Source organism: Shewanella mangrovisoli, from assembly GCF_019457635.1.
Taxonomy (GTDB): domain Bacteria; phylum Pseudomonadota; class Gammaproteobacteria; order Enterobacterales; family Shewanellaceae; genus Shewanella; species Shewanella mangrovisoli.
This window is the reverse complement of the sequence record NZ_CP080412.1, coordinates 3,238,509-3,255,855: the sequence shown is the minus strand read 5'-3', so window position 1 is coordinate 3,255,855 and position 17,347 is coordinate 3,238,509. Positions and strand designations below refer to the sequence as shown.

Genomic DNA, 17,347 nt, shown 5'->3' with positions numbered 1-17,347 from the left:
GCGCTATGCCTCTTCGATGCAGATTGCGATATCGGTCACCTCATAAATGCGCAGGCCATCCTTACTCAGGTTGGCATCGCCTTTGATGATGCGTTTTCCGTTTTTATCTTCAATGCTGGTGATATGCACATCCAGCGACATCTGTTTGTTTAATGGATTAATTTGACCGCGATACTTCCATTTAATTTCTGACAGAATTTGGCCAAATTTCGGATTATTGAAGCCTGCGCCTAGGTCTTGGTCTATGGCATAGGTTTGCAGTAATTCGATAATCGCCTCGACGCCGAGGGAGCCTGGCATCACAGGATCCTGATGGAAATGGAACTGGAAGAACCAATCGCTCGGGTCAATAGTGCGCTCGGCGTACAAGTATCCCAGTCCCTTCTTACCGCCAGTTTTGACAATTTCGGCCTTATCGATAAAGTTCAGCTGTCCACCCGCGAGGCGGTAGTGTGGTTTGCCCTGCGGCGCCACAAAACTGCGGCCGTTTTTATCTAACAGATTGATTTGGCTGTCGGCTTTAATACCGCGCTCAATATGCCAGGCTTGGGTAATTTTACCATTGTCGATACCCAACTGGTTTTTAAGCGCATCGGCCTTAAAGTAACCGAAAACTGCATTACCACGGTAGAAGGGTTCGCCATCGCAGCTCAGTTCGAAACTAAAGTTTTGAATGATATTGCTGCCAGCAATCACGGTGGACAGTAGGCGCGAATCGTTGACTATGGTTTTACCGCGTAAATCCACTTCGCGCAGTAACTTGCCACTGCCGTCGAGGTTGCGGAAGAATAATTCCTGCCCCGAGAAGCCTAAGGTCGTGCCCATATAACCCGAGATAAAGCCATTGGGCTGTAGGGAGATTTCCATCAGCACAGAGTAAGGCATCACACTCTGGTGGCTGTTTTTAGCGTAATACCAAGCGTTGCTGGGCACTTCATACTCGGCAATGCAGGAGGATGGCTTTTTCAGCTCGCCACGCTTGCCCTCAATGGCCACCACTCGGGTGGTGAGTTGCAGATCGCCACAAGGCGTGCGCGGCGGGATTAAACCACGGTAAATACTAAAATCGGGGCCGAAGCAGTTTTCAATATCGCCAGTGGCAAACTCAAACAAATGATAAGGCGTAAACGGCAGGGTATCGGGCACGCGGTTGGCGTACTTAGAGCCTGCTGGCGCAATCGGCGCACTCACATGTTTAAGCGGCACAACGCCTTTATTCAGGGGAGCTGCAACATCAGGGATTTGCGCCATCAGCGGCGCTTGTTCCGCTTGGTTGTCGATATTTGCTGCTTGGGGAGCATTACTCTGTGAGGAATGGCTTTGCGAATAACCGCTCTGCGAATAGCGGGTGCAATCGGCTTCTTCTTTAATCATCACCCCGAGGTTTTGGAAATCCACCACCACTTTGCCATTGAGCAGGATATCGATATTCGCCTTGGCATAGGGGCGAGGGCTCATGCCAATTTCGGTGACTTCCATGCGATAGGTGAGCGTGCCTGATTGTGGCAATACCTGACCGCGGCAGCGTACTTTTTGCGATGCGTTTTCAAGGGGTTGGAAACGACCGTTCGTGACGCCACCTGCTTGTGTATTTGCGTGCATACCAATATGCAACATAAAGAATTGCAGTAACTGGCCACAACCTTCGGCCATGAGGGAGCCGGCCATCACTTGGTCGCCCTTGAAATGGCAAGGGAAATACCAATGGTCGGGGGCTAATTGCTTGTGACCTTCAATCAAGCCTAAGCCCCAGGCGCCGCCATGCACTTCGAGCTTGCTGACTTGCTCGATCATCAGGAATTTTTCTGAGGCGAAGCACAGTGAAGGCTGGAGGCCAAACTTTGCCTGATGGGCCGCATGTTCACCGCCGAAACAGCCGCCAATGTCGGCGCTCAGCAGGCGATGGATTTGGCCGTAGCTAAAGGCCGTTTGCGCGCAGTTAAGTAGCGGTGTGAAGCGCGGCTTATTGTCGTTTCGGGCATATTCATTGGCCAGTGCAATTTGTGCCTGCTCGCGCAGCTTAATTTCGGCCTCGGTGCGGATCACCCCTTTGCCATCGGCCAGTTCTTTATCGGTAAAGAATCCCGCGCAGCCACCGTCCATTTTTAGGATCAGCTTATCGCCCACGAAACATTCGTAGGAGAAGAAAAACAGCAGGGTATCGCCATTGCGAGCAAAGTGGTTGATGGAGATATCGTAGCGCAGGGTATCACCGCCGCGGGGCAGATCCCCAAGGAAGGTGAGGGTGCAGTCGAGCAGGCGGTAGACGCGCTCGCCTTTGTTTTCAAAATCGATACCTAAGTAGCTGATCAGCATTAAGTCGCACTGGCCCGATTCGACCGCCACCGCCCAAGGAATTTGGCCATCGACCAAGAAGGGCGCATCCACGGGAATGTCGTACTCTGTGGTCATAGTGCTCGGCTGATAGCGGTTCATTTGCGCGTTGAGCTTAGTCACCCGCGAGACCAGCAGATAATCCGAGGTCGGCAGACGTACGCGGCGTGTGTAGCTGTCGATAATGGCGTAATCGGCGCCAAAGACTTTAGCAATGTCACCCTCGGCATATTCCACCAGATCCTGATAGTTCCAAATGCAGGGCTTAGCCGCAGGAATGGGGGGCGTATAGGGCGCGACATTCGCGTGATCAGGTTTTAACTCTGGTTTTAATTCTGATTTTAGTTCTGGGACTGATACTGCTTGCTGCGCCGCAGCGGGAGCGACATTGGCGCTGCTGGCAACATGGGGTGTAACAGACCCCATTTGTGTCGTCTGGGATAATTGCGCCTTTAACAGCGCATCGGCCAATTTGAGCCCTTGCTCACGGCTCTGTAAAAAGGCTAAATGCGCCTCGCGGGCCAATTGCTGGTTTTGCAACAGTTGCTGGTTTTGTAACAGTGCCGCGCTATGCTGCGCCAAGGGTACCGCCTGATATTGGCGTGGTGCGTTAGATGACATACCGCTCTCTACTGCTAATGGTGTGGCGTTTCCTGCCGTGATATTAAGTGATGCTTGTTCTGTGGGCTTAGTTTGTGTCGCCTGTGGGGCTAAAGGCTGCAACTGGCGCATTTTGCCTTGGATGGCGGCAAGTGCGGGCAGCGGCGTATCCACAATATGTTGATAGATATCGCGGCCACCGAGCGTCACTGGTTTGATTAAATGCTTTTGCTCACTTAGGGTTAAGTCCTGCTCAAGGCGCAGTTCTAGTTGTGCCGCCTGCGCTGCAGTCTGGCTTAACAGCAGCAGCGAACTTACCCCTTGGCTTTGGGTAGACACTAATGCCTGTTTAGCTGCGTTTTTATCTGAACCCGCAGACCCGTTCTTTAGGCTTAACAGGGCACTCAAAAGACTGGCCATACCCGCAGCGGCAAAGTTATGCCCAAGGGGATTGGCGACTCGGCTGCATGGCGTCCCCATAAGATTAAGCTGCGCTAATAGCTGCTCTGTTGGCAGTCGTTCTTCTGGGGCAATACATTGCTCAACCAAATGGATAGCAGAGAGCTCTGAAGGATTGGCGATAGCCGTTTCGGTTATCAGCGAATCTAACAGCTTGGGTAGCTGATGATTTGTGCCAAATGCTTGACCACGAATGTGGCCGTAACCCTTTTGAGTACTCTTGCTGGCTTGTTGACTGTTGCTCGCTTGCTGGCTGGTCAGCACGATAGCGCCCGCGCCTTCACCCACCTTCCACTGTGGATTCGCGCTGTTGGCATCGAGATCAACGGCGGCTTGAGCATTTTTCAATATGATCTGTTCAATACTGCCGCTTAAATCCACGGCGGCAATCACTACGCCATCGAGGGCCTCTTGGGACAGTAAATTTTGCGCTACATCAATACAGCGAGCGACCGATTGCTCGGCGGCTGAAATGGTAAACGCCGGGCCGTTAAAGTCCCACAGCGAGGCGATGCGCGACGCCATAATATTGCCAATAAAGCTGGTGTATTGATTGAGCTTGGCGGCATCGAGCACGCTGTCCATAGCGATGGCTTCGAGGGCAAGGTATTCATCATTGGAGAGGTGAACGCCTTGCTGCTTTAAGCTATCTGCAAGTTGGGTATGCAAATTCACCCGGCCACGGAATTGGTGCAGCTCAAGCTCGGTTTCCATCGCCACTAACACGGCGACCTTGCTACCAGCGGTTAACTTGGCATCGCGAATCGCCTCGTCGGCGACTTTGATCAGCAATAATTGCTGGGAGATGAGCCTGTCATCCTCATTGGGCGGCACTTTAAAGCGTAAAAAGTCGAAGTCAAACTGCTCGATATAGGCGCCTTTGGGCGCGCGATTTAGGCCAAATTGGTTAAGGATATCGGGATGTTTATCTAAGCCTTTCCATCGTTTAGCTGGCAGTGGGATAAAGGCATCCGTTTGAGCTAATAGCGCCTTATCCAGCGCATTGATGGAGGCCAAAGGCCCAAAGTGCGACGCCATACCGATAACAGTTAATGCTTGCTGTTGATAAACAGGTTTGTTGGCTTGCTTCTCGGCGCTGTGAGTTATTGGTTGATAGGATTCCAACAACAGATGGGCATTACAGCCGCCAAAACCAAATACAGACACCCCCGCATGGCGGCGATCATTGCCTGTTTTATCGGGCCAAGCCTGCAGCTGAGTAGGGATATTATTACCGCTAAACAATCCCTTAGGCGATGAAATCGGCGCCTTGAGGTTGATACTCGCTGGCAGTTGCCCTGAGCGCATGGCGAAGATCATCTTCATGATCCCAGGCATGCCAGCAGCAGTGAGTAAATGCCCAAGGTTGGATTTAGCCGAACCTATTAGCGGCGCTTTAGTGTCGCCGAGTTTATCTTCGAAAAAACGCTCCATCGAGGTGAGCTCAACCTTATCCCCCAGCGGCGTGCCGGTGGCGTGGCATTCAATCACTTCGATATTGCTCGGGTGGGTGTTGGCGGCGGCATAGGCACGCTCGAAGGCTTGCACTTGACCCTTACTGTTGGGGCTTAAGACAAATTGGCCTTTGCCATCGTTCGATAAGCCAATGCCACTGACCACGGCATAGATATTATCGCCATCGCGCTCGGCATCCTCTAAACGCTTAAGCACTAATACGCCAGCGCCTTCGCCCGCGAATAAGCCTTTGCTATTGCTATCGAAAGGCGCCGAAATCCCATGGTCTGGATAGGCGTGGAAAATCGAGAATCCCATATTGATAAAGAAGGGATCGGCACCCGATACCGCGCCCGCAAGCATCATATCGGCCTTGCCCGTGGTTAAATAATCGCAGGCTAATTTGAGGGCATAGACAGAGCTGGCGCAGGCGGCATCGAGGCTGAGCTGCGCGCCGCCAAGGCCGAGGGCATCGCTTAACAACTTAGACGCCGTGTGGGCGATGGCGCCATTGGCGGCCTGTTGCATGCCCGCAATCGATGCATTGGCGAAGGGCGCTAGAGCAAATTCGGGTTGATTAAGCTTGGTTTTTAATGCCTTTTCAACCGCTTGATGATAAATCGGTAAAAACAGCTCATTGGAGCTTGCGGTCGGGAACGACAGCGTGCCCATCACTATCCCTGTGCGTTCAAGCAATGGCGCCGTTAAATCCATACCCGCATCCAGCAGGGCCTTTTTACTGCAATCTAATGCCCATAAAAAGCTTTCATCGAGCCCCTCAAAGGCCGTCGGCGGCAACTGATAACCCTGTGGGTCAAAACGAAAATTGCGGATATAGCCGCCCTTATCGCAATAAAAACGGTCGGCTTGGCCTTGAACACCTTGGTAATCTGCTGGATTGGCATTGAGTTTGGCCGCATCAATTTGGCTGCGGGAGTCTTTTTTATCCAGCAGATTTTGCCAAAACTGTTCCGGTGTGTCGGCATCGGGATACTGAACGGCAAGTCCGACGATGGCAATCTTTGGCACTGCGGTGCCGTCTTGCAGAGTAGGGTGAGCATGCATTTGAGAACTCAAAGGGGTTCTCCTTCTTGGAATACGTTTGAATAATGGCCTAATGCGCTGGCGCTGGCTGAATGTGGCGCTATCGTTTTCGCTGTAGCCTTATCTGCCGATTGAGGCATAAGCGGCGCAAGGGAGAGTGGCACTCTATGGCTGATAAGTTGAGCTAAGCATTTGAGTAAACTGGTGATCGTATCGCTGCCCTTGGCATTGCATGCCATGGCTAATATCGGTTGTTCCTGTGTTTGAACGCCATCGGCGCCCAACTCTAGTTGGCGGCCGATTTTATCGATAAGTGTGCTGGTTTGTCGATCAGCGCCCACCTCAACAAATAAGCGCGCACCTTGGTGATACGCGGTGTTAATCAGCGCGGTAAAATTCAGCGGCGCACAAAAGGTGTCGGCGATACTCTTGGCAATGCTTTGGCTGTCGATACTGACGGCGCTTTGCTGCGCCGCGCTAATAAAACGCACCTGAGTCTCGCAGGCATTCGCCTTTAAGCCCAAGGTATAAAACCTTTGGATAGCACTGTGCTGTGACTGCGAGGGCGGGGTATGCATGGCGGTGACTTTATTGCTGGCAATGCCACGCTTATTCAGCCTTTTAAGGAGTTGTAAGCAGCTTGTTTCGCAGCCCGCGAGAATACAGGTATCACCCTGTTCAATCGCCAGATAAACCCGAGGAAAATCATTCAGCAGGGCATTAATTTCGGCGCGAGAGGCTCGCACTAAAAAGCTATTCCATACTAGCGGTGCATCTTCATTCAATTGCCAATCGCGGCGCACTGCAAGCAGTGGGCCTGAAATCTCCTGATTGAAGATGGTGCTGTTTTGGGTGGCGTTAATTAGGGCGTGTGGCGTTTGCCAAATATCTAAACTTGCCCACATGGCCGCTTCACCCATGGAATAGCCCAGAGCGAGTTGCGGTTGGATATTAAAGACTCGGGTCAACAGCCGACTAAAAAGGTAACTGGCACCAACGCCGCTAATCGCAAGCTGGCTTAAGCTCATGTCTGCCGCGTCTTTTACATCAACTGCACTTTTGGCATAAGCAGCGCTTTGGTAAATCGCCTCGGCCTGCAGCATGGCGGCTAAATCCCCTTCGCGTTCAAGCTCGCGATAAAGTTCGGGAAAATAGCCATGTAAGTCGCTGAACATATTCGGGTAAACCGTGCCAACGCCGGGGTAAACAAAGGTTAAGCCCGTATCGCCAAGGGGCGTTGGCGTAAAATAACTGCCTGCAGGAGTCTTAAAGGCCAGATTGGCCGATGGCGCTGTCGTTGGCGCTGGAGCTGGAGTCTGTTGCGTCTTTTCAATATAAGCGTGCATCGCCTTGGCTTCTTGCATTAGCTCTTCAAGGGAGCCTGCCATCAGCACTAAGGCCAATGTATCCTTTGCTTGATAACGCACAAACCAATCACAGCCTTGGCTGCTGAGCCAATCCGTATCAGGTAGGCATGCCGATAAATCTAATGAATCAATCAGTTGCGATAACTGTGCCGTTAAAGATTCAAGCGTGTTGCCGCTAATGGGAATAAACAGTCTGTTGGCATTGAGCAACGGCTGAGCGATAAGCCGAGTGCCTTGGGTCAAGATAAGGCTTTGGGTGGTGCTCGCTTGAGGGGGCTTACCCAAGAAATTACCCAAGAGATTTAGGCTTAACACCCTTGCCTGATGGGGCTTGGTAAACCAATAGCCTTGCTCGCTTTTTTCTGTATTGAGGTGGGCAAGCATTGGTGTCATACCTGCTAGCATTCGATGACTTAACGCCTCAATTGCTTGAGATAATACATTCAACTGACGGGCAAGATTGCCTGCCTGCGCGTAGCCATTAACCGCCTGAGCACAATCGCGTTTCGCCAAGGTAAAAGCGCTGTTTAAACAGCGCTCGACTGTATTGGTATTGATAGTATTTGTTTCTTCGGCTGTTTCAGCTTGGATTTGCGCTAATGCTGAAATATATGCCTCGGCATGCAGGTGTAATTGCGCTGTCATCAGTCCATCGAGCAGATACAAGCTACGGACTTGCTGCTGATATTCAAAGCGAATTTCAACAAGTTGTTTTTGCGCAATATGGGCGAGCTGCTTGCTGAGTAAGCCAACTAAGGTTGGCTCATCATTGGTTAATGGCTTATCTTCGACATTAAGTCGCACCTGAGAGGCCAGCAGGCGTTGCAGCGCAGTGGCATCAGTTTGAGTATGGCTAAGCACACTCTGCATCCACCCATCACCAAGCCATACGGCTATTCGCAGTGGCTTAGCATTGGGATGCGGGCTGTTTAATGCCGCATTGCTTAATGCGGCATCTGCGCTTGGGTCGAATGTCACTTAACACTTACCTCGGCCGTGCTTTGGGCGACTGCCTGCACTTGCATTGGTTGCTGAGGTTTATTGGCCAAAAACGCTTGGTTGAACGTCTTACTGACCGTGACCTTGGCCCGTTTCATCTCGCAGCTTAATCGGCCATCTTGATGATAGATAGCAATATTGGCTTCAAGTGTTCGGGACGAATGCTTGATAACATCTAGCACCAATACCGCCTTCTCACCAAAACCTAAGGGCGAATAGGATACGAACTCGCCAATGGCACTGGGTAAACTGGCCGCTTGATATTTAAGGCGCGCCCACACGAGCATGGCCTGCAATAACAGATCTTCGGCAAAGGGTTGTGTGCCTTTATCCTCAAGATTGGGCGCAAACTCGCCGCAGTCGTCCAAGGCCACCGCTGGCAGGGTTACCTTAGCGATGAGCTGCTGGTCATCAAAGGCGAGTACTTCGCTTATGCCTTGCAGTCTTGGGCCATGGAACAGTGTGCCATCGCTGTAGAGCGATTCGCGGTTCGTGATAGCGGGTTGCTGTGTTATCTCCTCCATCAGAGAATGTAACTCGCCAACCTCGAAACGCTGTGCGTCTGGCGTGTCATCCGTCTGCGCAACTAATACCGCCTGATACTGCGGGCGACCTTCAAAGCTAATCAGCGCGGCTAACGCCTCAGTCGATTGTTGTGTAGCGTCAGCAAGCGGCGTCAGCATCAATTCGAGCTCAATAGGCGCATTGCGTGCAAGCAGCGCCTCATCGAAGATAATTCCCTTGAGCAGTCGATAATCGCTGACACTCACCGCCTTACCTAAATGCGTCTTGGCGGCCTCACGCATCCAATCGATGGCGCACACCGTCGGCAACACCGCATGACCATTAATGCAATGGTCCTCAATAAAGCTCATGCGTTTAGGGTCGAGGCTGCGCATGACACGAATAGTCTGCGGCACAGTTTGGGCCATAGGCTGCGGATCTAACGCCGTGGTTAGATCCGCTTCAGGCTTTTTTGCTGATGCAGCTTCAACGGCATTGGCGGTATTGCCCTGCATATCGGTTCCGACCAACAGCTGCGCCCCTGTATCACTCAATAATTGGCTAGCAAATAACTCGGCCCCCGCTTTGAGTGGAATGACATAAACCCCGCGGTCGATAAACATTTTTTTCAGCGCAGGATTGACCATGCCGCCATCCCAGGGCCCCCAGTCGAAGCTCATCACCTTGGCTTGTGGCAATTGCTGCGCGAGTTGTAGCGCGGCCTTATTGAGAATGTCGTTAGACATGGCGTAGTCGCTCTGGCCGGTATTACCGTAAAAACCCGCCGCCGAAGCGAACAGGGCGATGAGCGTTAACTGGCTAAGATCCAGTGCCGACAGCAGATTGTTAAGTCCGGTCACCTTAGTGCCATAAACGCGCTCAAGTTCGCTTAAGGTTTTGTCTTGAATATGTTTATCGGCAAGTACACCCGCGCCGTGGATAATCCCCGTGATGGGCGATAGGGCGCTGATAGGTGCAATAGTGCTGGCAATGGCTGCTGGATCATTCACATCCAAGCTTAAGTATTCGGCGCTGGCGCCCACCGCTTCAAAGGCCTGCAAGGCATGGCTGATTTCAAGGCTGCTTTGTACTGGCCAAACTAAGGCATCCACTTGTTTTGGAGTGGGTTTATCACCCAGGCTTTGCAAATGTGCAATGGCCGCGGCTTTCAGCTCGTTGCGATTTTTACCCAGAGCCCAAGCAGGAATTGCTTGATGGGCGCTGCGACCCGCGAGGATAAAATGGGCCTTACAGCGTTTCGCTAAACTTAAGGCGCACTCGAAGGTAACGCCCTTAGCGCCGCCTGTGACGAGGATTTTGTCCGCAGACGAGAGAGACGCGCCACTGCGGCGAAGTACGGCATTGCCCGCGACTAAGGTTGCTCGCTCAAGCTCGCTATCAATACCGACTTCGACCGGCGCATCTTGGAGGTAGTATTCCTGCACTACCGCATTGGCGACCGTTTTGGCATCTAAGTTTGGCGCGATATCCAGTGCGCGGCAGACCACTCCCGGCCACTCGTGATTTAAGGTTTTAGTGAGTCCAGAGAGCGCCGCTTGGTTGAGTTCACTCTGGCTAATAAGAGCGCCTGCCGACTCGTCCATGCCGATATAGCCAAAGCCGCCGTCGATACGGCTGACGGTGACAAAGCGGCAGTGGTCGCGCTCAGTTAAAAGCGGTTGTAAGTGTTTGGCGAACAAGAAGGCTTGCTCGACCGAAGCTTTGGCTTCGTCTGTCAGCACTAAGCCAGCACCTTTATCGGCAACGGACTTATGCTGTGGCTGCAGATGAATAAAACCGGCGATTTGGCCAAGCGATTCAATCTGATTGATGACCTCACAGATGCTTTCATCATCAATCGCCTCCAGCGTGAAGCTGGCAATATGGCTATCGAGTGGCGATGCGCTAGTCACAACTGTTTTGGGTGAGCGTACAACCGCGACCTTAACCCCTTGGGCGTGAAGCTTTTCGGCAATCACCCCTGCGTTGTGGCCATCGTCGCCGATAACGACGTAACTGTTTGACGTCAGTTGAACATCGCTAGTTGCTATGATGCGCGCTAACTCAGCCGCCGCTGGCAACTTTTTTAGCATCACCTCACTATGGGGCGGCAGGTCGACGGTGTCCTCGACGGTTTCTGCAATTGCCTCTTGAATTGGCGCAGCATGGTTTTGCTGTTGCGCCTCACTTGACGATTGCGGACCAGCATAGAGGACGACAATTTCACCCAAGGTGCGACACTCGGCTAAATCCTCAGGGCTCAGTTCTGGCAGATTTGGCAGTTGATCTTGTACAGTGCCTAGAATTTCCACGCGCTTGATGGAGTCGATACCAAGGTCGGCCTCCATATCCATGCTGAGTTCCAGCATTTCAACGGGATAGCCAGTTTTGTCGGCCACGACCGCCATCATAGTGCGTTCGATCTCGCCATTAGATAGCGCCGTGCTTGAGGCTACGGCACTTGCGAGTACTGCATTTTGTGTCGCATGGCTAACTGTGGCAGTAGTTGTTACAGGTGCCGCTTGGCTAAATAGCGCCACAATTTCCCCAAGGGTGCGACACTCGGCGAGATCTTCTGGGCTCAGTTCGGGCAGATTTGGCAGTTGATCTTGTACCGTGCCTAGAATTTCCACGCGCTTAATAGAATCGATACCAAGGTCGGCTTCCATATCCATGCTCAGTTCCAGCATTTCCACGGGATAGCCTGTTTTGTCGGCAACAACTGTCATCATAGTGTGTTCGATCTCGCCATTAGATAGCGCCGCGCTTGTGGCTACTGTACTTGCGTGTACTGCATTTTGTGTCGCATGGCTAACTGTGGCCGCAGCTGTTACAGGTGCCACTTGGCTAAAGAGCGCCACAATTTCCCCTAGGGTGCGGCACTCGGCGAGATCTTCCGGGCTGAGTTCTGGCAGGTTCGGTAATTCGTCTTGTACTGTGCCTAGAATTTCCACGCGCTTAATAGAATCAATACCAAGGTCGGCCTCCATATCCATGCTCAGTTCCAGCATCTCAACGGGATAGCCAGTTTTATCGGCCACCACCGCCATCATAGTGCGCTCAATTTCATCATTGGAAATCGCTGTGTTTGCGGCTACTGCAGTTTGTGCCGCATGGCTAACAGTTGATGCTGGTGTTACGGGTGCCGCTTGGCTAAATAGCGCCACAATTTCCCCTAAGGTGCGGCACTCGGCAAGATCTTCTGGGCTCAGTTCTGGCAGCTTGGGTAATTCGTCTTGCACTGTGCCTAGAATTTCCACGCGTTTAATCGAATCGATCCCAAGGTCAGCTTCCATATCCATGCTCAGTTCCAGCATTTCCACGGGATAGCCGGTCTTATCGGCGACGACCGCCATCATAGTGCGCTCAATTTCATCATTAGAAACCGCCGCACTTGCGACTACTGCACTTTGTGTAATTGACTGAGGGCTTGCTGTAACGGCTGTTACAGGTAGCGTTTGGCTAAATAGCGCCACAATTTCCCCTAGGGTGCGACACTCAGCGAGATCTTCTGGGCTCAGTTCTGGCAGATTTGGTAATTCATCCTGCACTGTGCCTAGAATTTCTACGCGCTTGATAGAGTCGATACCAAGGTCGGCTTCCATATCCATGCCAAGTTCCAACATTTCAACGGGATAACCTGTTTTATCGGCGACCACTGCCAGCATGGCGGTCTCGATTTGCTGCACGACTGACTTCTCGGAAAGCACGCGAGTTGCTGCTGCCACAGTTTGCACTTGTGGTTGTGCTACTTGTTGTGTTACTTGAGGTTGCTGAACTTTGGGCTCACTCACAGGCACAACAGTCGCTTTTGGCTCTGCAACTAACGCTTGAACCACGGGAGCCTGTGCTGGAGCGACTGGCGTTGCCACCGCTACCGCCACTGGTGCAGTCGCTTGAATGGGGGCTTGAACCTGAGGCGCTGGCATTTTTCCGAGCAGGGCTAATGCCGCTTGGCTGCTGCTGGTCTGCAATTGCATAAATTCAGCATGGCTCTTTAGGGTTTGTGCCTGATGCTGGTGGAACAGCTCCATCGAGCGTTGCAGACTCTCTGGAATGGCGATGCCAAGGCTTGCCATTTTGGCTTGCTCAGCCATCAGGGTACTGACGGTATCGCCGTATTGCTGCGGGATAGCTAAAAATTGTTGATGTAATTGCGCGGCCTGGGTTTGGGCGGCAAAAAAGGCGCTCAGGGCATCTTGATTTGCCTGTCCAGTGGTAAAGCTGGTTGGTTGTGCAGGCGTTTGCTGTTGAATAGTATTACTATTTTGTGCCACTGGCTTTTCCACTTCGACAACCTTTTCTAGAATTTTTTCGACAATCACGGGTTTTTCAACGACTTTCTCAACCACTTTTTCAACGAGGCGATCCACATACTGCACTTGACTGGTAATTTTGCCCGATTGCAGCGAATCGACCATTTTGTTGCGGGTCGCTGGGCTGATGTAGTTGGTCGCATTGAGCTTGATATTCATCGCCGAAGGCGTTGCAGGCGCAATCAATTCGGCTTGATAAGGGTCGATTTCACCCAGTTTCACCCCTGCAACCGCCAGTTGCACCGCAGCGCTGCGCAGTTGGCTGTCGGAATCGGCTTTAGAATTCGGGTTAATGCTGATAAGGCAAAGCTCTTGTAACTGCGCGGCTAGGGTATTTTCTGTCAATTTTTGCAGAATGTTTTTCGGGCCGAACTCGACAAACACCCGTGCGCCAGCGGCATACATGGCCTCTAGCTGCTTGCTAAAGTGAACCGATTGCAACATATGATCTTTAAAGGCGGTTTTGATGGCGTTGGCATCGGTAGGATGTAACTTGCCTGTGCCATTGGCATACAGGGCAATCTTTGGCGTGTTGAATTGAGCCTTATCGATGGCTTCGCTAAAGGGCTTTTGCGCATGGGCAACCAATGGCGTGTGGAAGGCACCAGAAACGGGCAGGGCTATCGCCTTAAAGCCTAACTCGCTAATGGCCTTGGCGGCCTGTTGTGTCGCTGTGGTAGCGCCTGCAATTACCAACTGAGTGGGTGAGTTGTAGTTGGCAATTTTGACGCCGTCAAACGGCGCCAAGCATTCCTTGATAGCCTCAATATCCTGTTTTTGCTTAAGAATAACGGCATACATGACGCCAGTATCACGACTGGAGCCGGCATCTTGTGGTGACTGCGCCATCGCCTGTCCACGTTCGAAGGCAAGCTTGATGTAGTCGTCTACTGAAATCACGCCAGCGGCGCACAGGGCCGAGAGTTCACCAAAACTATGGCCTGCGAGCATATCCGGGGCGAATCCCGCCTGAGTAAACAGGGCGTACTGCGCCATAGAGAGCGCGCCGATGGCGCTTTGGGCATAGAGGGTATTGGTTAACGCACTTTCCTGCGCTTTTCTCGATTCGTCATCGAAGGCGGGGATCGGGTACAGCACGCTTGAAAGCGAAACTTCACCACGGTCACTAAACACTTTATCACTGGCGTGGATATGGCGTCGAAGCTCGGGGAAGTTGTTGGCAATTTCCAGTCCCATATTCAGGTACTGTGAGCCTTGGCCTGCAAATAAGGCCGCAACCTTGTTGTTATCCTTGACCAGCGCCTGGGCGCGAAAACTTATCCCTGAGGGTAGTTGCCAGCTCTCGGCGCTATTGGATTCTAGCTGCGCTATTGCTTGGGTTAACAGAGTCTGTAACTGGGCATAATCCTTGGCGATAAAACCAAGACGGGCTGATTGCGGGGGGAGTTCACGCAGGGCGTAGGATTTTGCAAAGGCAACAAAATGCGCCTGAGAAAGCTCAGCCTTGGCGGCGGTTGCTTGCTGCAGCGCGGTTTTTAACTCGCCCAGCAGCGCGGTTTTGTCGGCGGCGGTAAACAGCCAGCTTTGTGCCACGCTGCGTTGGCGATAGGCGTCATCGCGCGCGTGTTCTGGGCGGTATTCTTCGAGCACTAAATGGAAGTTAGTGCCCCCAAAACCGAAGGAGCTGATCCCTGCGCGGCGCGGCGTATCGTCACTGCGTTGGATCCAAGGGCGCGCCTCGGTATTGAGATAAAAAGGCGAACGGGCAATGTTTAATTTAGGGTTAGGCTGACTCACGTTGATCGTAGGTGGTAAGACTTTATGGTGCAGTGCCAATGCAGCTTTAATCACACCCGCCGTACCCGCGGTGGATTTAGTATGACCCACCTGAGATTTGACTGAGCCTAAGGCGATATGCTGTAACTGTTCATTATCCTTAGAGAACACTGAGGTTAAGCCATTGAATTCGGCCACATCGCCTGCGGCAGTGCCTGTGCCGTGGGCCTCAATCAAGCCAACGGTGTGCGGCGCAAAGCCTGCGTCATCATAGGCGCGCTCTAATGCTTTGGCTTGGCCTTCGGGGCGCGGCGCATAAATGCTCTTAAACTTACCGTCCGATGAGGCACCAACGCCTTTGATTACCGCATAAATACGGTCGCCATCGCGCTCGGCATCGTCAAGGCGTTTTAAGGCGACCATGCCGATCCCTTCGCCAATCATCATGCCCTTAGAGTCGATATCGAAGGGTTGAATCTGTTCGTTGGTGGTAAAGGCTGGCGTCTTTGAGAAACTCATATACATGTAAGGCGAGTTGTCGGTACAGACACCGCCGGTGATCATCATGTCGCTGCGACCTTCGGTCAGTTCGGTCAGCGCCATACGCATGGCGGCAAGCGATCCCGCGCAGGCGGCATCGACGACGCAGTTCATTCCGCCTAAATCGAAACGGTTGGCGATGCGTCCGGCAATCACGTTGCCAAGGGAGCCGGGGAAGGAGTTTTCTTCCCAGTGGACATATTGATCTTGGAATTTTTTGATCAGTAGTTCACTATCTTCATCGCTCAGGCCACTGCTTTTAAATACTTTTTTCAGCACTGGATATTGTAGGCGCGCATTGAGGCTATGGCTTAGCTTTTGACCACCGCCAATCCCGAGGGTGATGCCGATGCGGTCACGGTCGTAATCGTCTGGCAAATTGGCATCCTGTAGGACTTCCTTGGCGACGACCAGTGAGAGTAACTGCGAGCTGTCGGTGAGTTCCAAAATATTGGGCGGCAGACCAAACTCCATCGGATTGAAGTCGACCTCTGGCATAAAACCGCCGCGTTTGCAGTAGCTCTTATCGGCCTTGGACTTATCCGCATCGTAATAGTCATCAATCGACCAGTGGGATTCGGGTACGTCGGTAATGGCATCAATTTTGTCGCAAATTAAATCCCAAAACTTATTCAAATAGCGGGAGTTAGCAAAGATACTCGCCATGCCAACGATGGCAATCGGCATATCTTTTAAGCGTTTATTCAGTCTCTTATCGGCTTTTTCATCGGTTGATAATTGAGGCTGTGAAGGGATATGGCTCATAACGAGTCTCCACTGGCAAAGCGTTTGGCCGTTGCCTTATTAAGGGATTTAGCGATGGCTTTTGGGGTTTGTACGCCAGGAAAGCGGGCTAAAAAAGTGTGGTAGTTGCGTACCAGCAATTTACGCAGATGAAACGGCCCATCCTTCAGCACATAGGCGATGTAGCGATTGGCCGCTTGGGTGTTACTGTCTTGATAAATATCGATATAAATCCAATCCGCCTTGCTATCTATGCCAAGGAGTACCGATTTAGGTTCGGCCTCGGTTAATTGCGGCGGCAGGGTGAGGGACACTACTTGTACTACGGTATCGCCATCTGTGCTTGGCAGGGCAAGCGCCTTGGCCAAGGTTTCGGAGTTGACCGTGTAGGTCTGAACATCACTGCCTTGGCTGATAGGTAATTGATTAAAATACTGTTTAGGCACGAGCTCTTGATCAAACTCATCGAGCCGCGAAACCCCATAACGCTTAAGGCAGCGGGCCAACCCCGAGCGGGACACATTGGGGTTGATAAAGGTTTGCGTTGCTTTAAGTAGTCTATCGAGTGGCAGTTTAAGCTGATATCTCAGTCCCACCACCACGTATTCTTCCATCGGCGTGAGGGTGGTATTGAGGTGATGCGGGGTATTCGGGCTGTCGTTCACTGACTCGCGCTTGCGCCATTTACGCACGGTCGCTTCGGTAATATTTAAAATTTTGGCGAGCTGACTCACACTTAATTCAGATTGCTGAATAAAGTGTCGCATCTCCGGCGTGGTGGTGGCATTGCGGTGCCTTGCCGTTTTGGGGGCGGATTTGTGCTCCGGGCTTGGCTTATCAGCCTGAGCATGATCCGCGGCTTGAGTCCCCACTTTTCGAGAACTCATCTTGTTAGTGCTGTCCCATCTTTATTATTTTCATCCAACATAATCTATCGGGACTGCTTAAACTTGCCTGTCAAAGCGGAGTGTGGACTCATGCTTAATCTAGGCTTAAAACCCGTGAGCTATGTGTTTTGTTATGCACAATGGTGATGCAGATTACCTGAGGTTTCGGCTCGATACAATCATATGGGACTTGAAATGGTTTTTTAATGATCAAATGATAGTGTTCAAGGAAGTAAAACTCTGGTTTAGCACAGGGTTTAAGTTTAAAGAGTCATTTAAATTCATAAGATTAGAAACAAAATTAAGATACTGCTCGTCAGGCGAGCAGAACTGAGTAGAATAGGGCTGCCGTTAAACTCAA

Annotated in this window: 4 protein-coding genes; all 4 read right to left on the bottom strand. The window is 51.8% G+C overall.

The window, feature by feature from the left end:
* Positions 1-3: 3 nt before the first annotated feature.
* The gene (locus tag K0H60_RS14310; RefSeq protein WP_258405828.1) at positions 4-5,913 is read right to left on the bottom strand and encodes a hotdog fold thioesterase; all 5,910 of its coding nucleotides are present in this window, start codon (positions 5,911-5,913) and stop codon (positions 4-6) included.
* An 8-nt stretch (positions 5,914-5,921) separates the two neighbouring features.
* Positions 5,922-8,129: a PfaB family protein gene (locus K0H60_RS14305; RefSeq protein WP_220058175.1), complete on the bottom strand. Its 2,208-nt coding sequence runs from the start codon at positions 8,127-8,129 to the stop codon at positions 5,922-5,924.
* A 104-nt stretch (positions 8,130-8,233) separates the two neighbouring features.
* The gene (locus K0H60_RS14300) at positions 8,234-16,120 is read right to left on the bottom strand and encodes a type I polyketide synthase (RefSeq protein ID WP_220056143.1); all 7,887 of its coding nucleotides are present in this window, start codon (positions 16,118-16,120) and stop codon (positions 8,234-8,236) included.
* Entirely contained in the window at positions 16,117-16,986 is an 870-nt protein-coding gene (locus tag K0H60_RS14295) for a transcriptional regulator (RefSeq protein WP_133180750.1), read from the bottom strand. The genes K0H60_RS14300 and K0H60_RS14295 overlap by 4 nt, the downstream gene beginning before the upstream one ends.
* Positions 16,987-17,347: the final 361 nt, after the last annotated feature.

Bases quoted from the DNA above. Each gene is read 5' to 3' on its own strand.
- K0H60_RS14300 (WP_220056143.1), bottom strand. From the start codon at position 16,120: ATGAGCCATATCCCTTCACAGCCTCAATTATCAACCGATGAAAAAGCC.
- K0H60_RS14295 (WP_133180750.1), bottom strand. From the start codon at position 16,986: ATGAGTTCTCGAAAAGTGGGGACTCAAGCCGCGGATCATGCTCAGGCT.
- K0H60_RS14305 (WP_220058175.1), bottom strand. From the start codon at position 8,129: ATGCAGAGTGTGCTTAGCCATACTCAAACTGATGCCACTGCGCTGCAA.
- K0H60_RS14310 (WP_258405828.1), bottom strand. From the start codon at position 5,913: ATGCATGCTCACCCTACTCTGCAAGACGGCACCGCAGTGCCAAAGATT.